The 22,232-nt window shown below is 70.2% G+C and carries 15 protein-coding genes and 1 pseudogene; 9 read left to right on the top strand and 7 right to left on the bottom strand.

Annotation, left to right across the window (positions count from 1 at the left end; genetic code table 11):
* Nucleotides 1-81: 81 nt before the first annotated feature.
* Nucleotides 82-504: pseudogene (gene tnpA / locus OU415_RS20025) on the bottom strand (IS200/IS605 family transposase); the annotation flags it as partial.
* 11 nt (nt 505-515) lie between these two features.
* Here tnpA and OU415_RS20030 point away from each other — a divergent pair.
* Nucleotides 516-1,682, top strand: coding sequence for an RNA-guided endonuclease InsQ/TnpB family protein (locus OU415_RS20030; RefSeq protein WP_270950417.1), 1,167 nt, complete (start codon nt 516-518; stop codon nt 1,680-1,682).
* A gap of 105 nt (nt 1,683-1,787) precedes the next feature.
* Here the strand turns inward: OU415_RS20030 and OU415_RS20035 are convergent, their stop codons facing one another.
* The 3 genes from OU415_RS20035 to OU415_RS20045 form a co-directional block, all read right to left on the bottom strand.
* Nucleotides 1,788-2,957 carry a 4-hydroxybenzoate 3-monooxygenase gene (locus tag OU415_RS20035; RefSeq protein ID WP_270950419.1) on the bottom strand — a complete coding sequence of 390 codons (1,170 nt, stop codon included), beginning with the start codon at nt 2,955-2,957 and terminating at the stop codon, nt 1,788-1,790.
* 235 nt (nt 2,958-3,192) lie between these two features.
* A complete protein-coding gene (locus OU415_RS20040; RefSeq protein ID WP_270950422.1) occupies nt 3,193-3,996 on the bottom strand; it encodes an IclR family transcriptional regulator in 804 nt (267 codons plus the stop codon).
* Nucleotides 3,997-4,056: 60 nt separating this feature from the next.
* Complete coding sequence (locus tag OU415_RS20045) at nt 4,057-4,932, bottom strand: nuclease (RefSeq protein WP_270950424.1); 876 nt, start codon at nt 4,930-4,932, stop codon at nt 4,057-4,059.
* Nucleotides 4,933-5,230: 298 nt separating this feature from the next.
* Between OU415_RS20045 and OU415_RS20050 the strand changes: the two genes are divergently transcribed.
* From OU415_RS20050 to OU415_RS20060, 3 genes are all read left to right on the top strand, one after another.
* On the top strand, nt 5,231-8,398 hold the full coding sequence (locus OU415_RS20050; RefSeq protein ID WP_270950426.1) for an arabinosyltransferase domain-containing protein: 3,168 nt from the start codon (nt 5,231-5,233) through the stop codon (nt 8,396-8,398).
* Nucleotides 8,399-8,583: 185 nt separating this feature from the next.
* Nucleotides 8,584-9,504: an AEC family transporter gene (locus OU415_RS20055; protein WP_270950428.1), complete on the top strand. Its 921-nt coding sequence runs from the start codon at nt 8,584-8,586 to the stop codon at nt 9,502-9,504.
* A gap of 125 nt (nt 9,505-9,629) precedes the next feature.
* Complete coding sequence (locus tag OU415_RS20060; protein ID WP_270950430.1) at nt 9,630-10,688, top strand: BMP family protein; 1,059 nt, start codon at nt 9,630-9,632, stop codon at nt 10,686-10,688.
* A 58-nt stretch (nt 10,689-10,746) separates the two neighbouring features.
* On the opposite strand, the gene OU415_RS20065 is transcribed toward OU415_RS20060, so the two are convergent.
* Together OU415_RS20065 and OU415_RS20070 are read right to left on the bottom strand one after the other, a co-directional pair.
* Entirely contained in the window at nt 10,747-11,262 is a 516-nt protein-coding gene (locus OU415_RS20065) for a lytic polysaccharide monooxygenase auxiliary activity family 9 protein (protein WP_270950432.1), read from the bottom strand.
* 211 nt (nt 11,263-11,473) lie between these two features.
* Entirely contained in the window at nt 11,474-13,762 is a 2,289-nt protein-coding gene (locus OU415_RS20070; protein WP_270950434.1) for a molybdopterin-dependent oxidoreductase, read from the bottom strand.
* A 293-nt stretch (nt 13,763-14,055) separates the two neighbouring features.
* Between OU415_RS20070 and OU415_RS20075 the strand changes: the two genes are divergently transcribed.
* Nucleotides 14,056-15,255, top strand: coding sequence for an SfnB family sulfur acquisition oxidoreductase (locus OU415_RS20075; RefSeq protein WP_270950435.1), 1,200 nt, complete (start codon nt 14,056-14,058; stop codon nt 15,253-15,255).
* An 11-nt stretch (nt 15,256-15,266) separates the two neighbouring features.
* Nucleotides 15,267-16,415, top strand: a complete 1,149-nt coding sequence (locus OU415_RS20080) for an acyl-CoA dehydrogenase family protein (protein WP_270950436.1) — start codon at nt 15,267-15,269, stop codon at nt 16,413-16,415.
* Nucleotides 16,416-16,419: 4 nt separating this feature from the next.
* Here OU415_RS20080 and OU415_RS20085 read toward each other — a convergent pair whose 3' ends face one another.
* Nucleotides 16,420-17,751 carry an MFS transporter gene (locus OU415_RS20085; RefSeq protein ID WP_270950437.1) on the bottom strand — a complete coding sequence of 444 codons (1,332 nt, stop codon included), beginning with the start codon at nt 17,749-17,751 and terminating at the stop codon, nt 16,420-16,422.
* Nucleotides 17,752-18,279: 528 nt separating this feature from the next.
* Here OU415_RS20085 and OU415_RS20090 point away from each other — a divergent pair.
* From OU415_RS20090 to OU415_RS20100, 3 genes are all read left to right on the top strand, one after another.
* A complete protein-coding gene (locus tag OU415_RS20090; RefSeq protein ID WP_270950439.1) occupies nt 18,280-19,449 on the top strand; it encodes an LLM class flavin-dependent oxidoreductase in 1,170 nt (389 codons plus the stop codon).
* Nucleotides 19,450-19,798: 349 nt separating this feature from the next.
* A complete protein-coding gene (gene sfnG / locus OU415_RS20095; RefSeq protein WP_270950440.1) occupies nt 19,799-20,932 on the top strand; it encodes a dimethylsulfone monooxygenase SfnG in 1,134 nt (377 codons plus the stop codon).
* Between the two features lie 23 nt (nt 20,933-20,955).
* Entirely contained in the window at nt 20,956-22,173 is a 1,218-nt protein-coding gene (locus tag OU415_RS20100; protein WP_270950441.1) for an acyl-CoA dehydrogenase family protein, read from the top strand.
* Nucleotides 22,174-22,232: the final 59 nt, after the last annotated feature.

A 22,232-nucleotide genomic window follows, 5' to 3' on the forward strand; every position in this document is an offset into this window, starting at 1 on the left:
GATCAGAGTATGCCCGCAACTCCGATCAACGGGACGCGAATCGATCAACTCCGGGGCTCCGCCACCGGCACCGCTCCAACCTGGACGTTTCTGGTTGGTGATGTACTGCTTGACTGTCTCTAGTGGCGCCCCGCCGCAGGACCCTGCGAAGTAAGACGGAGACCAGAAGTGGCTTCCCCAGAGGTATTTGCGGATGCGTTCGGGGAATTCGCGGCGCAGACGACGGGAAGAGACACCTTTGAGGCTGTTGACCAGGCGTGAGAGGGCTACTTGCGGCGGGTAGTGCACGAGTAGGTGGACGTGGTCGGTTTCGCCGTTGAACTCGCGTAGCTCCACGTCGAAGTCCGCGCAGACTTCGCGCATGATCTCTTCACACCGGGTACGGATGTCGCTGGTGAACGGACCCCTCCGGTACTTAGGGGTGAAGACCAAATGAGCATGCGGCGTGTAGACAACGCTGCGACCTCTGCGAATATCGGGATTTGGCTCCCATCGAGGTGGCATAGACCACTGCTATGGTGCGCGGTGCGAAGATCGTTGTGCAGGTGAAGCTTCTACCGGCGCCGGAACAGGCGTCGGCACTGGAGGCGACCCTGCACGCGGTCAATCAGGCCGTGAACGACGTGTCGCGGGCAGGGTTCGAAGCACACGGCCTTCACGGTGACGTGAAGCGACTGCGGTCAGCGTGTTATGCCGACCTCAAGGGGTGCGGCTTGGGTGCGCAGGCAGCGCAGCACGTCATCAAGCGTGTCGTGGACGCCTACACCACCCTGCACAGCAATATCCGTCACGGGAACCTGGGTAGGCCGGGCTCGAAGCGACGGGTTAAGGCCGAGTCGAAGCCGGTCGAGTTCCGGCCTGATGCGGCGCACACCTTTGATGATCGGTGTTTGTCGTGGAACTACGATGCCCGCACCGTGAGTATCTGGACCATGCACGGCCGCATGAAGAACGTGCAGTTCACGGCCTCACCGCAGGATCTGAAAACCCTGGTCGAGCACCGCCAGGGCGAGTCGGATCTGGTGTTGCGGGACGGTAAGTGGTTCCTGATCGCCACCTGCGACGTTCCCGAGAAACCGCAGTTTGAGCCGGTGGACTGGATCGGGGTCGATCGGGGCATCAACAACCTGGCCACCACGTCGGACGCAACCCACTACTCGGGGCGCCGCCTGAGCCGGTATCGGCGTTGGCAGGCACGCAAGAAGGCCGAGATCCAGGCCAAGCGCACCCGCTCCGCTGTCCGCCTGCTCAAGAAGCGTGCCAAGAAAGAAGCGCGGCACGCTAAGCACATCAACCACGCGATCGCTAAGGATGTTGTGGCCGTCGCCCAACGCACCGAGCGCGGTATCGCCCTGGAGGAGCTGGGTGGTATTCGTGAGCGGGTCACGGTTCGACGCGACCAGCGGGCCGCACAATCCTCCTGGCCGTTTGCCCAGCTCGGGACGTTCATCGCCTACAAAGCGCAGCGTGTAGGTGTGCCGGTGCTGTCGGTGGACGCGGCCTACACCTCGCAGCACTGTCCGCTGTGTGGTCACACTGAGCGGGCCAACAGGCCCACTCGGGACGATTTCTGTTGTCGTCGGTGCGGTCTCGCTGGACCAGCCGACGTCGTCGCCGGGGTCAACGTGCGTGACCGCGCACGCTCGGCGTGGGTATTCGTAAACATGCCCCAACCCGCATAAGCGGGCGATGCGACCCGCACCGCCACACCCGGTGGCGACGGGAGCGCAAGCCCGGCCCAGCAGGACTGAGCCGTCTCAAAGCTCGGTCCTTCAGGGCCGAGTTGTTTACTCGAACGGCGTGCCGACGTAGTTCTCGGCGAGGAGGGTCCGGCCCGCGCGGGAGCGGGTGACCGTGTCCAGCTCGGCGAGCTGGCGGTTCAGGTCGAAACCGGTCGCCTCGGGCATGCGGTGCAGCATCGAGGTCATCCACCAGGAGAAGTGCTGCGCGCGCCAGATCCGGGGCAGGGCGGTCGCGGTGTAGGCGTCGAGCGCGGTGCGGTCGCTGTTGGCGAAGAACTCGGCCATCGCGCGGGAAAGCACGTGCACGTCGGCGATCGCGAGGTTCATGCCCTTCGCGCCGGTCGGCGGCACGGTGTGCGCGGCGTCGCCGGCCAGGAACAGGCGGCCGTGCTGCATCGGCTCGCACACGAAGCTGCGGAAGTGCAGGACCGATTTGGAGAAGATCGGGCCTTCCTTGACGTCCGCGCCCGCCACCCGGGTGTGCAGCTCCGACCAGATCCGGTCGTCGGACCAGTCCTCGACGGTGTCGTTGGGATCCACCTGCAGGTAGTGCCGCTGGACCGTCGCCGAACGGGTGCTCATCAGCGCGAACCCGTTGCGGTGGTGGGCGTAGACCAGCTCCTCGGAGGACGGCGGCGCCTCGGCCAGGATGCCGAACCAGGCGAACGGGTACTGGCGGAAGTGGTCCTGCCGGGGGTTCGGCGCCGGGATCAGGAAGCGGGTCGAGGTCCGCGAACCGTCGCAGCCCGCCACCAGCTCGCAGTCGAGCTCATGCTCGGTGCCGTCCTGGGTGAACCGGATCCTGGGCCGGTCACCGGTGACGTCCTCGACCTGCACGTCCGAGACGCCGAAGCGGATGTCGCCGCCGTCGGCCAGGCGTTGGGCGATCAGGTCCTTGAGCACCTCGTGCTGCGGGTAGATGGTCACCCCGCGGCCGCCGGTCAGGTCGGCGAAGTCGATCCGGTGCCCCTTGCCGCCGAAGCGCAGCTCGATGCCGTGGTGCACCATGCCGAGCTCCTTGACGCGCGCGCCGACCCCGGTGTCGACCATCAGGTCCACCGAGCTCTGCTCCAGCACACCGGCCCGGATGGTGCCCTCGATCTCCTCGCGGGTCCGGGTGTCGAGCACGACCGACTCCACGCCGCGCTGGTGCAGCAGGTGCGAGAGCATGAGCCCCGCGGGCCCCGCTCCGACGATCCCGACCTGGATCTGCATCGACCGATTCCTCCCTCGGACCTGCTGCGGGCGGTGCACCCCGATGTGACCGCCACCTCAGCCTCACGGTCCACGATCGGTGCGGGCCGGGCGAAGCGGAATGCCCCTTTCCGTTCACCGGAAGGCCGGATCTCGCGCCGAGAACCGCAGTTTCCATTGAAACTGTGATCCGCCGTGGGTGGGATTCACAGTTTCAATGGAAACTGTGGTGCTGTACCAGGCTGCGGGCCGGGGATCAGGGGAGGTTGCGGCGTTCGAGGTGCGCCGTGGGCGGGAGGGCCTGGGCGTTGGGGGAGCCGAGGGTTCTGGAGAGGCCTCGGGCCGCGGCGCGGACCGCCGGGACCAGGGTCATCGGGTCCGTTTGATCTGCGGGGACGACGATGGACAGCGCTGCGACGACGGCGTCCGAGTCGTCGTGCACCGGGGCGGCCACCGACAGCGTCGACAGCTCGATCTGGCGGTCGCTGATCGCGAAGCCCTGCCGCCGGACGTCGGCGAGGACGCTGCGCAGCTGCCGGGCATCGGCGATGGTGCGTTCGGTGAACCGCTTCAGCGGCGCGTCGAGCACCGCCTCCTGCAGTTCGCGGTCCGCGTGCGCGAGCAGCACCAGGCCGACGCCGGTGGCGTGCAGCGGGAGCCGGCCACCTGGCCGCGACACCACCGGCACTGCCTCACGACCTGAGATGCGTTCGACGTAGACCACCTCGTCGCCGTCGCGGACGCCGAGCTGGACGTTCTGGTGGGTGGCCTCGTAGAGGTCGCCGAGGAAGGGCATCGCGACCTCGCGCAGGAGCGTGCCGCGAGGGGTCAGCGCCGCCAGCTCGTAGATCCGCAGCCCGATCCGGTAGCGGCCGTCGTCGGCGCGTTCCAGCGCGCGCCAGCCGGTGAGCTCGCCGACCAGGCGGTGCGTGGTGGTCAGCGCCAGGCCGCTGTGGCGGCTGATCTCCGACAGCGTCAGCGACGGGCGTTCCGGGGAGAACGTCTCCAGGATCCGGAACAGCCGGGACGCCACCGTCGGCGCAGCCGCATCGTCGCTCATCGCACCCCCACGCACCTTCGACCGGCCCATCTCATCACGGCGGCGGGTGGTTCGGGCAGGTCAGGCCTCGACGAACACGATGCGCTCCGGTTCGACGGTCAGGCGCAGAGTCTGCCTGCGGACCTCGACCAGGGTCTCCAGCTCGGTGGCGTGCCCGTCGGGCACGGTGAACAGGCGGTCGTCCCGGGTGTCGAGGTAGTGCGCGAAACCGCCCAGCGACACCCCGCCGGACTCCTCCAGCTCGAGGTAGTCGGCCAGCCGGCGGAACAGCTTCGGCAGCAGCACCACCTCGTCGCGCAGCTGCTCGCGGGAGCGCACCCGCACGCCTTCGAGGGTGACGTCTTCGGCCCACAGGCCGGTGCGGGCTTCGCGCGCCGCGACCGCGACCTCGGCCATCGCCTGGCGCAGATCGGGGAAGAGCTTCGAGTAGAACGTCGGGTACACCAGGCCGGCTGCGAGCAGCGCGTGGTTGGCCGAGTTGACCAGGCCGTCGGGTTCGAGGCGGACGTCGGCGCCGTCGGTGGAGCGTCCGGGCCGCTGACCTGGGAAGGCGAACGCGACGGCGCGGCCGTACTTGTCCGCGAACCGGGTCAGGACGTGACCGGGCACCTCCTCCGGCGTGCTGGCGGTGACCCGGCCGTTCTCGTCGCGTTCGACGCTGGTGAAGCCGAGGTGGTCCAGCAGTGCCTCACCGGCTGCGTTGGCGAGCTTGCTCGGCTGGTGCCAGAGCTCGGCACCGCGCGCCTGCGGCCGGTAGTGGGTTTCCAGCGCGTCGATGCCCTCTAATCGCAGCTGGACGCCGCCGCGGGAGTTCAGCCGCACGGACAGCCCGGCCTTGCGGAACGTCTTCGGGTCGGCGGGGTAGAAGCGGATCGAGTCGCCGTCGGGTGAGCTGCCCGCGATCCGGAAGGCGCCCTTGATCAAGGTGAAGGTCATGTCACCGACGCTAGTGACGCGAGCCCCACCGATCGGTGGTTCTCACCCGGAAAGCCCAGCGCGCACCCGCAGTTGCGGACAATTCCGACGTTCCGGGACTGCTGCCGCAAATTCAATGGAAATCGGACGTCTGATTTCCATTGAATTTGCGTCGGAACGGGTGCTGCGCGCCACGTTCGGGCTGTTCTCATCGGAGGGGAGCCGGGGGACTGGGCGGCATGCGGGTCCGCTGGGCTTCGAAAGGGCCTCTAAGCTCAGTGGGATTGGCTGTTGTCGGCAAGGATGAGGTGGCGATCGCGTGGCTCAGCGGTCGGGGGAGATCACGCGACGCGATCCCGCTTCGAAGGCTGCTCGGCGCTGGGCCGTGGTGCTCGGCCTGCTCTCGGCGCTGGCGGCGCTCGCGGTTCCGCTCCTGCCGGTCGACCACGACATCACGACCTTGAAGTGGCCGACCGCGCAGGGCACCGCCCCGGTGTCCGCGCCGCTGGTCACCCACGCGCCGCTGTGGATCACCGCTGACGTTCCGTGCGCGTCCGCGCGCAGCCTGGACGCGCGCAGCAACGGCCCCGCCGTGCTGGTCGCCACCAACCCGCCGTCCTCGGAGTACGGCGGTGTGACCGGCTTGAGCCTGCAGGTCGACGACGGCAAAGTCGCGCTGTGGTCGCGGGGGCAGCAGATCGGCTCGACCGCGTTACCCGCCGGCGACTGCGCGATCGCGCTGCGCGCGGACGAGACCGGAACCCGGGCCGAGATCGGCGGCGCGGTGCTGGCCTCCGTCGACGGCGACCGGCGCCCGCAGCTGACCGGGATCTTCTCCCAGCTGGACGCGGCGGTCGACGACGTGCGCGGCCTGTCGTTCCAGGCCCGGGTGGACAACCGGTTCGCCAGCACACCCACCCCGCTGAAGGTCGCGGCGATGACGGTGGCCGTGGTCGCCTTCGCCGGTTCCGTGCTGGCGCTGAGCAAGCTCGAGGTCCGCCGGGCGCCGCGGCTGCTCCGACCGGGCTGGTGGCGGCTGAAGTTCCGCGACGTCGTGGTCATCGGTGCGCTCGGCGTGTGGTGGCTGATCGGCGCGATGACCGCCGACGACGGCTACATCCTGACCATGCTGCGGGCCGCCGGGGACGCCGGGTACGTCACCAACTACTTCCGGTGGTTCGGCAATCCCGAGTCGCCGTTCGGCTGGTTCTACGAGCTGTACGCGCTGTGGGTGCAGGTCTCGCCCGCCACGCCGTGGGTGCGGCTGCCCGCGCTGTTCTTCGGCGTGCTCAGCTGGCTGCTGCTCAGCCGCGGGGTGCTGCCGCGGCTGGGGCAGCAGGTCCGGCGCAGCGAATCCGCGGGCTGGGCCGCGGCGGCGGTGTTCCTGGCCTTCTGGCTGCCGTACAACAACGGTCTGCGCCCCGAACCGGTCGTCGTGGCGTTCTTCCTGCTCGCGCTGTGCGCGGTCGAGCGCGCGGTGGCGGCCCGGCGGCTGACGCCGGCCGCGCTGGGGCTGGTGGCTGCGGCGCTGGGCGTGGGCGCGAACCCGCACGGCATGGTCGCGGTGCTGCCGTTCGTGGTGGCCGCCAAACCGCTGCTGCAGCTGCTCTGGCAGCGCATGCGCGAACGCGGGGCGCTGCCGCTGCTGGCGCCGATCGCGGCGTCGGGCCTGGTGATCCTGGTCTGGGTGTTCTTCGACCAGACGCTGCAGTCCGTGCTGGACTCGGTGGCGCTGAAGACCAAGTTCGGGCCGAACGAGTCCTGGTACCAGGAGCTCGTCCGCTACGACAAGCTGTTCGGGCCGTGGCCGGACGGTTCGCTGACGCGGCGGTTCCCGGTGCTGCTGGTGGTCCTGTGCGTGTTGGCCTGCGGGATGCTGCTGCTGCGCCGCGGCCGGATCCGGGGTGCGGCGCTCGGTCCGAGCCGCCGGGTGCTCGCGGTCGCCGCGCTGTGCTTCGTGGTGCTCGCGGCCACGCCGACCAAGCACACCCACCACTTCGGAATCCTCGCCGGCATCGGCGCCGTGGTGGCGGCGTTGACTGCCTTGGCGACCAGCTCGGCGGTGCTGCGCTCGCGCCGCAACCGGGCCGCGTTCTTCGCCGGGCTGATGGTCGTGTGCGCGTTCTCGGTGACCGGGACGAACTCGTGGTGGTACGTCTCGGGCTGGGGCGTGCCGTGGTTCGACCGCGCGCCCAGCCTGGACGGACGTGACGGCAGCACCTACTTCCTGATCGCCGCCGCGATCGCCGCGGTCGTGGCGGTCGTCGAGCACCTGCGACACGACGAGCTGCCGGTGATCACCCCGGACCAGCAGCGCCGGGGCCTGCGGCTCGGCGCCGCTCCGCTGACGATCACCTGCGCCGTGCTGATGCTCGGTGAAGTGACGCTGTTCGCGGTCGGGATCTACCGCCAGCGCGACGGCTACAGCCTCGGAGCGGACAACGTCAAGCAGCTGGCGGGGCAGAGCTGCGGGTTGTCGGACTACGTCGACATCGAGACCGATCCGCGCAACGGCGTGCTCGCGGTGTCCGAGCACCAGCCGCGCAGCGCCGACAACCAGCTGACCCAGACCGTTGAGGGCCCCGACTACATGGCGGAGGTCTCGCGCGGTTTCCACCGCTTCGGCTACCCGCGCACCGAGTTCTGGACCCCGCCGTTCGGCTTCGGCGGGGACGACGCGCCGGTGTGGGGCAGCTACGACCGCGATGCCACCGGCACCGGCGAGATGCGCAGCGCCTGGTACGACCTGCCGCCGCAGGCCACCTCCGGCGAATCCCCCGTGGTGATGCAGTTCGCCGGTTCGGCGACCGGGGCGAACTCGCTGCGCGTGGAGCTCGGCAAGGACACGCCGGAGGGCTTCCAGATCATCGCCGAGCGCGACCTGGTGCAGAACAGCGGCACCTGGCGCGACCTGCGGTTCACCGTGGACGGTGCCACCAAGCTGCGGGTGCTGGCCGAGGACCAGAAGGTCGACGAGGGCGGCTGGCTGGCCTTCAGCGCGCCGCGCGTTCCGAAGCTGACCACCATGACCGACGTGGTCGGCGGGTCCCCGACGTTCGTGGAATGGCCCGCCGCCCTGGTGCACCCGTGCCTGAACCTGGCGAGCCTGCACAACGGGATCGTGGAGCTGCCGCGGTTCCGGGTGGCCGGTGGCGGGATGCTGCGCGACATGGGGCAGGGCTGGTCGGGTTCCTCCGGCGGTGGACCGTTCGGCTGGCTGAACGTGGCTGCCAGCGTGCGGGCGATGCCGAGCTACCTCAAGGGCGACCTGCACCGCGACTGGGGCGTGTTCTACGTGGTCGACTCCTTCCAACCGGACGCCCTGCCCGCCGAGGCGGCGATGGAGGTCCACCGGGAGACGCACTGGGGCACGTGGAGCCCGGGCGCGCTGCCGAAGGCGGTCAAGCTGCCGGGTGGCCCGCCGAGCTCCGACGGCCGCACCGACCTGGTGCCGTTGGAGCCGGCCGTGACCGGCGACAAGACCTGATCGGCTGTGAGCAGCGCCATGATCGGCGCGCACAGCTGATCGCTTAGGCTTGCTAACCGTGCAGGCCTGCGCACGATTCGCGGGCCCTGGGCGGTGGCGAAGCCCATCTGCGCGCCCGACGAAGTGCCGCCCGGTCGCAAACTGTCCGCAGTGGACGCTGCGGAGATCGAGCCGCGGGAGGCCTAGTGTCCGGCGTGATCCAGGGCTTCGGCGTGATCGCCGCCATCGTGCTGGTCGGCTACGTCCTCGGGCGCACCGAGGTGCTCGGCAGCAGCGGGCGGGAAGCGCTGACGAAGCTGTCGTTCTACGTCGGTACGCCCGCGCTGCTGCTGAAGATGCTCTCCGAGTCCGACGTCACGGTGATCTTCTCGGTCCCGCTGCTGGTCACCGCGCTGAGCACGTTCGCCGCCGCCGGGCTGTTCGTGCTCGTCGGACTGGTGCGCCGGTGGAACATCCGCCGCACCACCATCGGCGCGCTGTGCTCCAGCTACGTCAACGCCGGCAACCTCGGCATCCCGATCGCGGTCTACGTGCTCGGCGATGCCGCTCTGGTGGCACCGGTGATGCTGTTCCAGCTGCTGGTCATGACGCCGATCGGGTTGACCGTCATCGACTACGCGCAGGCGGGGGAGCGCAGTTCGGTGTGGTCGCGGGTGCTGGCGCCGTTCCGCAACCCCATCGTCATCTGCTCGCTGATCGGCGTCGGGCTGTCGCTGAGCGGGTTGCGCATCCCCGCCCCGGTCCTCGAGCCGATCACCCTGCTCGGACACCTGTCGGTCCCGACGGTGCTGCTGGCCTTCGGCATCTCGCTGCACGGGAGTTCGCTGCCCGCGGGTGGCACCGAGCGCTGGCCGGTGCTGCTGTCGGTCGGGCTGAAGTCGGTGGTGCACCCGATGATCGCCTACGCGATCGGTGCGGGCCTGTTCGGGCTCTCGGGCGCTTCGCTGTTCGCCGCGGTGGTGATCTCCGGGCTGCCCGCGGCGCAGAACCTGTTCGTGTACGCCTCCACCTACAACGTGGGCGTGCGGCTGGCCCGCGAGTCGATCCTGCTGTCCACGATCCTGTCCGTGCCGGTCCTGTTCACCATCACCGCGCTGCTCGGCTGACCCGCTCGCCGGTATCTCCGAAGTGGACGAGCGCGGTCACGTGGAAGCTGCTGGTTCTCGCGAGCTGGGAAGGTCTGTTCTTTCGCGCCCGGATCGCGCATTTTGGTATACCGAAGCATTCGTTGGTGATCCGGAAGAGGCGGATGGGCATGCGGTCGGTTCCGAAGGTGATGGTGGGCGTGGTGGCAGCGGCGGGGATCTTCGCGGCGGGGGCGTGCGGCACTCCCGCGGCCACCGACCGGAACGTCCCGCAACCGCCCGCGAAGGTCCGGGTGGGACTGCTGCTCGCCGGGCCGAGCCACGACGGCGGGTTCATGGAGGCCGGTTACAACGGCGCCAAGCGCGCGGAGCAGCAGTTCGGCGCCGAGATCGCAGTGGTCGACCGGGTGGCGCCGAAGCAGCCGGAGCTGGAGCGGGTGCTGCGGGAGCTCGCCAGCGGCGGGGTCGACCTGGTCGTGGCGCAGGGCGGGCAGAACAACGCTGCGGCGCAGGTGGTGGCCGCGGAGTTCCCGCGGACTAAGTTCGTGGTGACCCAGTCCGACGTCACCGGCCCCAACCTGGCCAGCTACGAAGTGCTGCAGGAGCAGTCCGCCTGGCTCGCCGGCGCCGCTGCCGGGCTGCTGACCGAGTCCGGCGTGGTCGGCCACATGTCGGGAATCCGCCCGGTGCCAGGTCTGAAGGGCCGCGCGGCGTTCGTCGACGGGGTCGCGCACACCAATCCGGCCGCCCGGGTGCTGACCAACTTCTCCGGGGACCAGGACGACGTCGAACTCGCCCGGCGCGTCGCCACCGCGGAACTCGACGCGGGCGCGGACCAGATCTTCACCATGCTCAACGCCGGGCGTCCCGGTGTCGCCGAGGCGATCAGGGCCGCTGGGAAGGGCCGCCAGTTCGGCAACGTCCGGGACTTCGTCGCCGAGGATCCCGCTGTTTTCGCCGGTTCGGCCGTCGCCGACTCGGGTGTGGCGGTCTTCCGCGCCATCGAGGACTTCGCGAACGGCAGGCTGCACGGCGGCGAGAACGTCCGCATCGGGCTGGAAACCCCCGAAGCCGTCCGCCTCACCCTCGCCCCGGACGTCCCCGAGCACGTGCGCGCCGAGGTCGAGGCGTTGCGCGAGCGGATCGTCAACGGCGAGATCGAGGTGAGCACGACCTACAGCGGACCGGAGTTCCCGAACCCGTGACCCCGCCGGGGGATCCCGCGGGAATCCGGCTGGCGCCACCGGATTCCCGCGAGGCCGGTCAGCCGACGTCGAGGTCGACGCAGGCGTAGAACGCGTTGGCGGTGTCCGCGATGTTCCACACCGCCAGCAGCTTCTGCTTGCCGCTGACGCCGCCGAGGTCGACGGTGTGCGACAACTCGTGCGGCGGCTGGGCGCCGCCGTCGTCGAAGACCGCCACTCGGTTGCCGCCGATGAAGTACTCCCAGGTGGTGGTGGCGTGGTTGGCTTCGATCGTCCAGTGGAAGTTCACCGAGTTGCCGACCTTGGTGGCCGTCCAGCCCTTGCTTTCGTCGTCGAGGTCGGCGAAGCGTTCGTTGCCGCCGCTGCAGCTGGTCAGGCCTTTGGGGCCCTCGACGCTCTGCGGTTCCCACTTGATCTCCCCGCACGGGACGGTGCCGGCCGCGCACTGGGCCTGGCGGCTGGGTGGTGCGTCGATGTAGCCGTGCGCACCGGCCGTCCCGGTGGGGATGGCCACCAGGACCGGGGCGATCGCTGCGCCGACCGCCATCGCGGCGAGCTTGCGCTTCGATTCCATGTCGACTCCCTCGTCGATCCGGCCGGGTTGGTCCCGGCCGAGCGAGCCCCCCGAAGTGTGGTCTGGACCATACTGAGCGGGGTGGGAGCCGGTCAACGCTCGCGAAACCGCCTCACCGCAACGGACCAGGACCACTCGGCGAACTGGTCACGGCAAAACCGCTGCGGTGGCGGGGTAATCGATTCACGTGGGCGGGAAATGCGCCCTGCGATCAGGAATCGGCCAGTGGTGGTGTGCTGCAGCGCAGTTCGGGGACCGGACCGGTGTGGAGTTCGACCTCGACGTAGGCGTGCTGCCCGGAACATCCCTGGGAAAGCCGGGAAGACGGCACATCGGCGGTGAGCACGTTCGGATTGCCGTGCGCGCAGAGGGTTTCGCCCGGTCGCACCGGATCGGGCTGCGGGTCGAACCACGCACCGGTGGGCAGCACGACCACGCCGGGCCGGACGTCCTCGGTCACGCGCGCTCCGGCCAGGCAAGCGCCGAGGTGGTTGAACACCCGGACCACGTCACCGTCGGAGATGCCCCGCGCGGCGGCGTCCCGCGGGTGGATCCGGATCGCCTCTCGCCCCGCGACCTTGGCCTGCTGGCTGAGCGCGCCCACGTCGCCCTGCCCGTGCAGCCGGGTCGCGGGCTGGTTGGCGATCAGGTGCAGCGGCCCGCCGCGCTGCTGCTGCGGGGGCAGCCAGACCGGGTGGCCGGGGCAGTCCGGGTAGCCGAAGGACTCGATCGTCTCGGAGAACAGCTCGATCCGGCCGCTCGGCGTGCGCAGCGGGTTCCGCTGAGGGTCGGCGCGGAACGCCCGGAGCGGTGCCTGCGGGTGCACGTCCGGCATCTGCAGGTCGCCGGCCGCCCAGAACTCGGCGAACGTCGGGATGTCGTGGCCCTTCGCGGCCAGGTTGCCGCGCCACTGGTCGTAGAGGTGCACCAGCCACTCGCGGGGCGTGCGGCCTTGCGTGAACTCCTCGTGCACGCCCAGCCGCTGGGCGAGACCGGCGAGGATGTCGTAGTCGTTGCGGGCCTCGCCGAAGGGCTCCAGCACCTGGTGCATGGCGATCAGGTGGCTGTCGCGGTATCCGGCGCCGACGTCCTCCCGCTCCAGCGCGACGGTCGCCGGCAGGACCACGTCGGCGTGGCGCGCGGTCGCCGTCCAGTGCGTTTCCTGCACGACGACGGTGTCCGGGCGGCCGAATGCCCGGCGCAGCCGGTTGAGGTCCTGGTGGTGGTGGAACGGGTTCCCGCCGGCCCAGTGCACCAGCCGGATGTCGGGGTAGGTCAGGCGCCGCCCGTCGTAGTCGTACTGCTGCCCGGGGTTGAGCAGCAGGTCGGCGATGCGGGCCACCGGGATGAACGTCGGGACCGGGTTGTGCCCCATCGGCAGCGTGGGCAGCCGCAGCGCCGGGGCGTCGTCGCCGATGCTGGCCATCGAACCGTAGCCGTGCCCGAAACCGCCGCCCGGGAGGCCGATCTGGCCGAGCATCGCGGCCAGCGCTAGGCCCGCCCACACCGGCTGCTCACCGTGCTCGGTGCGCTGCAACGACCACGAGACCGTGATCAGCGTGCGCCCGGCTGTCATCCTCGCGGCCAGGGCGCGGATGTCGGCGGCGGCAATTCCGCAGATCGCGGCGGCCCATTCGGCGGACTTCGCGGTCCCGTCGTGCTCGCCGAGCAGGTAGTCGGCGAAGACGTCGAAGCCGGTGCAGCAGCGGTCCAGGAACTCCTGGTCGTGGTGCCCGCCGGTGAGCAGGGTGTGGGCCAGTCCGAGCTGGAGGGCGACGTCGGTGCCGGGTTCGACCGGAAGCCAGGTCGCGCCGGACCCCGTCGGGATGTCGTCGGCGAGCGGGCTGATCACCACCAGGTCGGTGCCCAGGTCGCGCAGCGCGGCGGACCCGGTGTGCCGGGTGATGCCGCCGGAGGCGATCGAGAGGTTCTTGCCGGGCAACCCGCCGAAGGCGACCACGAGATCGGTGTGCTCGCGGAGGGTCTGCCAGCTGTCGGCGTGGTCCAGCAGCACGCCGGTGCTGCCGACGAGGTGCGGCAGCAGCGCTTGGGAGGTGCCGAAGCTGTAGTTGTTGCGCGATGCCGTGTACCCGCCGATGGTGTTGTGGAACCGGTGCAGCTGGCTCTGCGCGTGGTGGAACCGCCCGGCGCTGGACCAGCCGTAGGAGCCGCCGAAGATCGCCTCGTTGCCGTGCTCGCGGCGGGTGCGGTCCAGCTGCTCGGCGACCAGGTCCAGCGCGGTGTCCCAGGAGACCTCGACGAACTCCTCGTCGCCGCGCGCGTCGGTCGGGCCGGGGCCGTTGTCCAGCCAGCCGCGTCGGATCGCGGGCCGCTGGACGCGCGTGCGGTGCCGAACAGTGCCCGGCACGTTGCCCAGCAGCGGCGACGGAGCGGGGTCCGCGGGGTGCGGCTCGACGTGGAGGGTGCCGTCGGCGTCGGTCGCGGCGCGGAACGCGCCCCAGTGCGAGCTGCTCGGCAGCCACGTCCGTTCGGCGGTCATCTGGTCCTCCTGTGGCGGGCGTCCAACCCACTGCACCATAACCCGACGTCCGGAGCACCTGAAATTCCGGAGGACCGGAGTTTCAAATTGGAACTGCGGTTCCCGTGGCAGCCGGAGTCCTCTGTGGATCGTTGTGATTTTTTCTTAACCGTCGTGAAATGAGGAGTCCACAGAGGACGGAATATGCGTTGACCACCATCTGGAACGGGCTTGAGCGGGAGTTCGCCACGGGTAGTGTCCGGGTCCGGAACTGTTGGTGCACTTGGTGTTTCGCCGGATGGTTGAGGAGTTCGATGGTCAACGTCATCGCCGACGACGCGGAGGCGCTCGCCGTCGCCGCCCGGCTGGGGGAGCGGTTCGCCGAAGGCGCGTCGCAGCGGGATGCGCAGCGGATCCTGCCGGAGGACGAGCTGGACGAGCTGTCGCGGAGCGGCCTGCTGGGCATCACCGTGCCCAGGAGGCACGGCGGGGCGGAGGTGTCGTACCGGACTTTGGGCGGCGTCTTCCGCCTGCTGGCAGCCGGGGACTCGAGCATCGGCCAGATCCCGCAGAACCACTTCTTCTTCCTCGACGTGCTCCGCCACAACGCCACCGAGCGTCAGTTGACCTTCTTCCACGCCGAAGTCCTCGCCGGCAAGCGGCTCGGCAACGCCTTGGCCGAGGCGGGCGCGAAGAACGCGCACGCGTTCGAGACGAAGCTCGTCGCACAGCCGGGCGGTGACTTCCGCATCAGCGGGACGAAGAACTACACCACCGGCGCCCTGTTCGCGCACTGGATCCCGGTGTTCGCCATCGACGGGGAAGACCGGGTCAACGCGGCGTTCGTGCCGTCCGGGGCCGACGGGCTGGCGGTGCTGGACGACTGGGACGGCATCGGGCAGCGCACGACGGCCAGCGGAACGGTGCTGCTCGACGACGTCCACGTCCCTGCGGAGCGGGTCGTGCCGCACTACCGGACCTTCGACGGGCCCGAGATCTTCGGAGCGTTCGGCCAGTACCTGCACGCCGCGATCGACGTCGGCATCGCCGACGCGGCCCTGCGCGACGGTGGCGAGGCGGTCCGAGAACTGAGCCGGCCCTGGTGGGAGGCCGGTGTCGAGCGCACCGCCGATGAGCCGCTGGTGGTGCAGCGGTTCGGTGAGCTCGCGCTGCGGGTCCGCGCTGCCGGGGCGTTGCTGGCCGAAGCGGGCGATGCGCTCGACGACGCACGGCGCGCGCTCGACTCGGAAGCCGACGACGCCGAGGTCAAGGCGGCGGAGGCCTCGATCGCGGTGACCGCAGTCCGCGCGCAAGCCGACGAGGCCGCGGTGTCGGTGTCCAGCGAGATCTTCGCGCTCATCGGCGCCCGGGCGGCGCGGACGGGCCGCAACCTCGACCGGCACTGGCGCAACGCCCGCACGCACACGCTGCACGATCCGCGCCGGTGGAAGGTCCAGCACCTCGGCAACTACGCGCTCAACGGGATCCGCCCGCCGCGCAACGGAATCGTCTGAGGAGGACCGCGGTGCCAACGGATCTGGCGGCGAAGTTCCGCCCGGTGTTCGAGCGGATCGCCGAAGGCGCGGTGGACCGCGAGCAGCAGCGCCGCCTGCCGCACGAGGAGGTGGGCTGGCTGCGGGCGTCCGGATTCGGCGCGCTGCGGGTTCCGCAGCACCTCGGCGGCGCCGGGGCCGGGCTGGACGAGCTGTTCGGCCTGCTGGTCGAGCTGGGCGAGGCGGACTCCAACCTGCCGCAGGCGCTGCGCCCGCACGTCCTGTTCGTCGAGGAACAACTGCGGCAACCGCCCTCGACCGCACGCGACGAGTGGCTGCGGCTGGTCGCAGGCGGGGCACTGGTCGGCAACGCGATCAGCGAACGCGGGTCGCACGAGGTGGGGCGCCTGAACACCCGGTTGTCGGAGCAGGACGGGCGGTTGGTGCTCAACGGCACCAAGTACTACTCGACCGGCAGCCTGTTCGCGGACTGGCTGACCGTGCGGGCCGAACGAGCACCGGGCGAGCTGGTCGTGGCCAGGGTTCCGGCCGAGGCTGCCGGGATCGTCCAGCACGACGACTGGGACGGCTTCGGGCAGCGGACCACCGCCAGCGGCACGGTGGAGTTCACCGACGTCGAGGTCGACCCCGCGCACGTCGTGCCGTGGGACCCGGGCCCGGGACCGCACACCGCGTTGGCGCAGCTCGTGCTGCTCGCGTCCCTCGTCGGCGTCGCGCGGGCCGCGGCGCGGGACGCCACCCGGTTCGTGCAGCAGCGCAACCGTTCGTACAGCCACGCCAGCGCGCCGCTGCCCAAGGACGACCCGCTGGTCCAGCAAGTGGTCGGCAAGGTCCACAGCGCCGCGTTCGCCGCGCAGGCGACGCTGGAGGCCGCAGTCGCCTCGGTGGGCCGAGCGCAGGACGACGTCATCACCGCCGAGAACGACGTGGCCAAGGCCCAAGTGGCCATCGCCGACACCGTCCTGCGGGCCGCGGCGGAACTGTTCGAGGTCGGCGGCGCATCGGTGGTCAGCGAGTCGCGACGGCTCGACCGCCATTGGCGCAACGCCCGCACGCTCACCGTGCACAACCCGCTGATCTACAAGTCCCGCGCGGTCGGCGACCACGCGATCAACGACGCCCTCCCGGTGTTCGGCTGGACCACGGGAGCACCCGCCTGACGGCTCAGGAGGCGTTGCGCCCGAAGTGCAGATCGCGCGGGCGCAACGCCAGGGTCGCGACCGCGCCGATGAGACCGGCGGCCACGAGGTACGCGCAGGCCCACCAGGGCGAACCGCCCGCGGCCAGGAGCGCGGTGATGACCATGGGCGTGAGGCCGGAGGCGTAGATGCCGGAGAACTGGTAGACGAACGACATCCCGGTGTAGCGCAGCTGCACCGGCGCCAGCTGCGCGTACAGCGTGCCCTGCGGGGCGTAGAGCACTGCGTGGACGACTCCCAGGACCAGCACGATCACGATCCCGATCAGCAGCGGGTTGCGGGTCTGGAACGCGAGGAACGCTGGGAAGACGGATGCCGCGAACAGCGCCGCTCCGACCGCGTAGGTGCGGCGGGGCGTCCACCGGTCGGCGAACCGGCCGAACACCGGGATGAGCACGGCCAGCACGACCGACGCGACCACCACGGCGACGAGGACGTCGGTGCGCGGCAGGTGGAGGGTCGTGGTCGCGTAGGCCAGGAAGAACACGGCCCAGGTGTTGAAGGCAGCGCCTTCGGCCCAGCGGGAGAGCAGCCCGAGCAGCGTGTTGCGCCGGGAGGTGCGGTCGCGGAAGAGGTCGAGGAACGGGGCTCGAGAGGTTTGCCGCGCCGCGCGCATCTGCTCGAACGCAGGCGTTTCGGCCACCCGCAGGCGGATCACCAGGCCGATGAACACCAGCACGATGCTGAGCCCGAACGCGATCCGCCAGCCGTAGCCGAGGAACTGCTCGTCGCTGAGCACGTTGCCGAGCAGCGCGAACAACCCCGTGCCCAGGCCCAGCCCCAGCGCCAGACCGACCTGCGGCCACGCGCCGTAGCGGGCCTGCTTGCCGTTCGGCGCGTACTCCACCGCCATGAGCACGGCTCCCGCCCACTCGCCGCCGATCGCCAAGCCCTGCACCACGCGCAGCAGCACCAGCAGGAGCGGGGCGAGCAGACCGATGTCCGCGTAGGTGGGCAACGCACCCATGAGCGCGGTGGCCACGCCCATCAGCAGCATCGTGGTCACCAGCGTGCGCTTGCGGCCGATCCGGTCGCCGATGTGTCCGAAAAGGACTCCCCCGAGCGGACGGGCGACGAACCCGACGAAGAACGTCGCGAAGGCCAGCACCGTCGACACCGTCGGGTTGTCGGTGGGGAAGAACAGCTTGTCGAAGACCAGCCCGGCGGCGGTGCTGTAGAGGAAGAAGTCGTACCACTCGACGGTGGTGCCGATCAGGCTGGACGTGATCACCGTGCGGACGTCCTTGCCCGGCACCTGCCGGGTGCCGGACGCGTCGACGAGCGGGCTCGCAGTCATCTGCTGCCTCCTGGGGGATGGCCGATCGAGGCCGGAGCGGGGCGGAACTGCGGCCGTCCAAGACCGGGCGCGCAGAGGCGCGCTGGAGCAGGGGCGGTGTTCCGAGGGGACCGATTGGTGGATCAGGAGGCGGCACAAGCCGCGGACACCACGCGCAGGAGGTCCACGTGGGGGCGGCAGGTCAGCAGCACCGGTCGGAGCACGCGGCGACGCTATGGAGGCGATGAGGCGGTGTCAATGCGTCCCGGTGACCGGGATCGCCGCCCGGAAGTCCGCCAGGTGGGATGGCCCGCGCGCCGGTTGACACGTCCGATGCGGCTTTGCTGCGATTGAGCCGTGCGAGGCGTGGCGCTGTTCACCAGGCGTCGGCACGTGGACTTCCACCGCGTGTCGGCGCAGGCGTGTCGTCCCTGACCTGGTTCCCCCCTCCCGCAGTCCGCACGGCGGGTCCCCGCCTTCCGTCCACAACGGACACGTCCGGGTCCGCGACCACGAGCTGGGTCGGTCCCGCTTCTCCTGGAGTGACAGATGTCTTTGACGTTCCACTGGTTCCTGCCCACCTACGGCGACAGCCGGTACCTCGTCGGCGGTGGGCACGGCGTGGCCACCACAACCGCCTCGGGATCCCGCCCGGCGACGCTGGCCTACCTCGGCCAGATCGCCCGCAGCGCCGAACAGCTCGGGTTCGAAGGTGCGCTGACGCCGACCGGGGCCTGGTGCGAGGACGCCTGGCTGTCCACCGCGATGCTGGCCGAGGTCACCGAGCGGCTGAAGTTCTTGGTCGCGTTCCGGCCCGGGCTGCTGTCGCCGACCCTGGCCGCGCAGATGGCCGCGACGTACCAGCGCCACTCCGGGCAGCGCCTGCTGCTCAACGTGGTGACCGGCGGAGAGAGCTCCGAGCAGCGCGCCTACGGCGACTTCCTGGACAAGGACGCCCGCTACGCCCGCTGCGACGAGTTCCTGCACGTCGTGCGGGCGCTGTGGCGGGGTGAGCGGGTCGACTTCAAGGGCGAGCACGTCCACGTCGAGGGCGCCGAGCTGACCAGGACCCCGGACCCGGTGCCGCCGCTGTACTTCGGCGGCTCGTCGCCGGCGGCCGGAACCGTCGCCGCCAACCACTCCGACGTGTACCTGACCTGGGGCGAACCGCCGCACAAGGTCGCGGAGAAGATCCAGTGGATCCGCGGGCTGGCCGCCGAGCAGGGCCGCACCGTGCGCTTCGGGATCCGGCTGCACGTGATCAGCCGCGACACCAGCGAGCAGGCCTGGGCGGAGGCCCAGCGGCTGCTGGACGCGCTGGACCCGGCGACCATCTCGCGGGTGCAGGAAGGGCTGGCGCGCAGCGAATCCGTCGGCCAGCGGCGGATGCTCGACCTGCACGGCGGATCGACGGCGGACCTGGAGATCTACCCGAACCTGTGGGCGGGCGTCGGCCTGGTCCGCGGCGGAGCCGGAACCGCGCTGGTCGGCAGCCACGCCGAGGTGGCCGAGCGGATCGAGGAGTACCACGCGCTCGGCATCGACGAGTTCGTCCTCTCCGGGCACCCGCACCTGGAGGAGGCCTACTGGTTCGGCGAAGGAGTCCTGCCGATCCTCGAGCGCAAGGGCCTGTGGCGGCACCCGGCCGGGGCCGCGGACGGCGCTCCGGCGAGCATCCCGTTCGCGGGCGGGGCGCGGGAGCCCGCTGCGGCGTCCTGACCGTTCTTCCCGTCGTGCGCGACCGCGAGCCCTCCCGGAGGGCTCGCGGTCTTTTTCGTCCTAAGAGGACAGTTTCCGGAGGCTGGGAAGTTCGCCGTTTCCGTTGACACCCCTGCCCGTCTTTGGTGGCATTGAATCGTGTTCTTCGCAGACCGGCTGACCAAGCGCCGCCACGTCGACCTCGCTCGCGTCGGCGCGCAGTCCTGTCTCGACTTCTGATCTCCTAAGCATTCCCGGCCGCGCTCGAAGCGCGCCCGCCATTCCCCTTTTTTCCACTGCCGGAACCGTATTCCGCGCCGACCGAGCGCGCCTTCCGGCAGTGCCGCACCATGCGCAACGGGAGACAAGCATGTCCGATGCACACCGCGCCGAACCGCTGAAGTTCGCCTACTGGGTACCCAACGTCAGCGGTGGCCTGGTCACCAGCACGATCGAACAGCGAACAGAATTCGGTTTCAACTACAACAAGGAACTCGCCGTGCTCGCCGAGCGCAGCGGGTTCGACTACGCGCTCAGCCAGGTGCGCTACGCCTCCAGCTACGGCGCCGCGCAGCAGCACGACCCGGCCGCGTTCAGCCTCGGGCTGCTGCTGGCCACCGAGCGGCTGAAGCTCATCGTCGCCGCGCACCCGGGGTTGTGGCACCCGGCGATCCTCGCCAAGTTCGGCATCACCGCCGACATCCTGTCCCAGGGCCGCTTCGCGGTGAACATCGTCAGCGGCTGGTTCAAGGACGAGTTCACCGGGCTCGGCGAACCGTGGCTGGAGCACGACGAGCGCTACCGGCGCACGGAGGAGTTCATCCGGGTGCTGCGCGGCCTGTGGACGCAGCCGAACTTCGACTTCACCGGCGACTTCTACCGCATCCACGACTTCAGCCTGCGCCCGCAACCCCACCCGGTGTCCGGCCGCCCGCACCCGGAGATCTTCCAGGGCGGGAACTCGACCGCAGCGCGGCAGGTTGCCGGGCGGGTCTCCGACTGGTACTTCAGCAACGGCAAGGACTTCGACGGCTTCGCCGAGCAGGTCGCCGACGTCCGGGCCGTCGCCGCCGAGCACGGCCGCACCGTCCGGTTCGGGCTGAACGGCTTCCTGATCGCCCGCGATACCGAGGCGCAGGCGCGCGACGTGCTGCGCGAGATCATCGACAAGGCCGACGTGGAGGCCGTGGAGGGCTTCCGCGCCGCGGTCCGCCAGGCCGGGAAGTCCACTTCGGACGGCAAGGGCATGTGGGCGGACTCGCAATTCGCCGATCTCGTGCAGTACAACGACGGTTTCCGCACCGGGCTTATCGGCACCCCGGAGCAGATCGCGCACCGCATCGTCGAGTACAAGAAGCGCGGCGCGAATCTCCTGCTGCTCGGTTTCCTGCACTACCTCGACGACGTCGAGCACTTCGGGCGGTACGTGCTGCCGATCGTCCGCGAACTCGAAGCCGAACTCGACCGCACCGGCGACCCCATCGGCGTCGGCAACGCTCGTTGATCATCGGGAAAGGGGGCACCACCATGACCACCAAGAACTGGAACGACGACGCACGCCCGACCACCGCCGAGGGCTGGACAGCGCGGGCCGAGGAGGTCGCGGCCGTCCTGGCGACCGACGCGGTCGAGCGGGACCGGGCCAACCGCACCCCGCACGCGGAGGTGGGGCTGCTCAAGGACTCCGGGCTCGTCACGCTGCTCGGCCCGAAGGCGCACGGCGGGGCGGGGGAGTCCTGGGAGACCGCCTACCGGGTCGTCCGCGAGGTCGCCAAGGGCGACGGCTCGATCGGGCAGCTGCTCGGCTACCACTACCTGTGGGCGTGGGCGGCGCGGCTGGTCGGCACCCCGGAGCAGATCGCCGCGGTCGAGCAGCTGTACACCGCCAACAACTTCTTCTTCGGCGGCGCGGTCAACCCGCGCGACGACGACCTGGTCATCGCCGACGAAGGTGACGTGCTGGTGTTCCGCGGTAAGAAGTCCTTCTCCACCGGCAGCAAGGTCTCCGATCTGACGGTGCTGGAAGGTGTGCTGGACAACAGCGGCGAGCACGTGTTCGCGATCGTCCCGTCCGATCAGGACGGCATCACCTTCGGCGACGACTGGGACAACCTGGGCCAGCGGCTGACCGAGTCCGGCAGCGTGCTCGTCGAGGACGTGCGGGTGCCGTGGTCCTCGGCGGCGGGGTACGTGGACAAGCAGTTCCAGGCGCTGACCTACAACACGCTGAACGTGCCGACGATCCAGCTGGTGTTCGCCAACTTCTATCTCGGCATCGCGCAGGCCGCGCTGGAGGCGGGCCTGTCCTACACCGCCCGGCACACCCGCCCCTGGCCCTACGGCGGGGACAACAAGGAGTCCGCGACGGAGGAGTTCTACGTCCTCGACGCCTACGGTGACCTCCAGGCCAAGCTGTGGGCCGCCGAAGCGCTGATCGACAAGGCCAACGCGCAGCTGTCCGCGCTGCTGCACGCCGAGCGGGAGACGCTGACCCCCGAGCAGCGGGGCGAGGCGGCCGTGCTCATCGCGGCGGCCAAGCAGCGCATCATCGACACCGGGCTGGAGGTCAGCACCCGGATCTTCGAGGTGACCGGCGCCCGGGCGACGGCCAGCTCGGTCGGCCTGGACATCTACTGGCGGAACCTGCGCACGCACAGCCTGCACGATCCCGTCGCCTACAAGCGGGTGGAGGTCGGGCGCTACGCGCTGCTCGGCGAACTGCCCGAACCCACTTGGTACACCTGACCGCCGCGGCGGGGGACAGGAGGTCGTGAGCGCGCAACCGGGCCCACTCGGTTGCACGC

This window comes from Saccharopolyspora oryzae, from assembly GCF_027853915.1.
GTDB lineage: Bacteria > Actinomycetota > Actinomycetes > Mycobacteriales > Pseudonocardiaceae > Saccharopolyspora > Saccharopolyspora oryzae.

Excerpts from the sequence above, each read along its gene's own strand:
- OU415_RS20040 (WP_270950422.1), bottom strand. The coding sequence starts at position 3,996 with ATGAGCGACGATGCGGCTGCGCCGACGGTGGCGTCCCGGCTGTTCCGG.
- OU415_RS20100 (WP_270950441.1), top strand. The coding sequence starts at position 20,956 with ATGACCACCAAGAACTGGAACGACGACGCACGCCCGACCACCGCCGAG.
- OU415_RS20045 (WP_270950424.1), bottom strand. The coding sequence starts at position 4,932 with ATGACCTTCACCTTGATCAAGGGCGCCTTCCGGATCGCGGGCAGCTCA.
- OU415_RS20065 (WP_270950432.1), bottom strand. The coding sequence starts at position 11,262 with ATGGAATCGAAGCGCAAGCTCGCCGCGATGGCGGTCGGCGCAGCGATC.
- OU415_RS20070 (WP_270950434.1), bottom strand. The coding sequence starts at position 13,762 with ATGACCGCCGAACGGACGTGGCTGCCGAGCAGCTCGCACTGGGGCGCG.
- sfnG (WP_270950440.1), top strand. The coding sequence starts at position 19,799 with ATGTCCGATGCACACCGCGCCGAACCGCTGAAGTTCGCCTACTGGGTA.
- OU415_RS20035 (WP_270950419.1), bottom strand. The coding sequence starts at position 2,957 with ATGCAGATCCAGGTCGGGATCGTCGGAGCGGGGCCCGCGGGGCTCATG.
- OU415_RS20075 (WP_270950435.1), top strand. The coding sequence starts at position 14,056 with ATGGTCAACGTCATCGCCGACGACGCGGAGGCGCTCGCCGTCGCCGCC.
- OU415_RS20030 (WP_270950417.1), top strand. The coding sequence starts at position 516 with ATGGTGCGCGGTGCGAAGATCGTTGTGCAGGTGAAGCTTCTACCGGCG.
- OU415_RS20090 (WP_270950439.1), top strand. The coding sequence starts at position 18,280 with ATGTCTTTGACGTTCCACTGGTTCCTGCCCACCTACGGCGACAGCCGG.
- OU415_RS20085 (WP_270950437.1), bottom strand. The coding sequence starts at position 17,751 with ATGACTGCGAGCCCGCTCGTCGACGCGTCCGGCACCCGGCAGGTGCCG.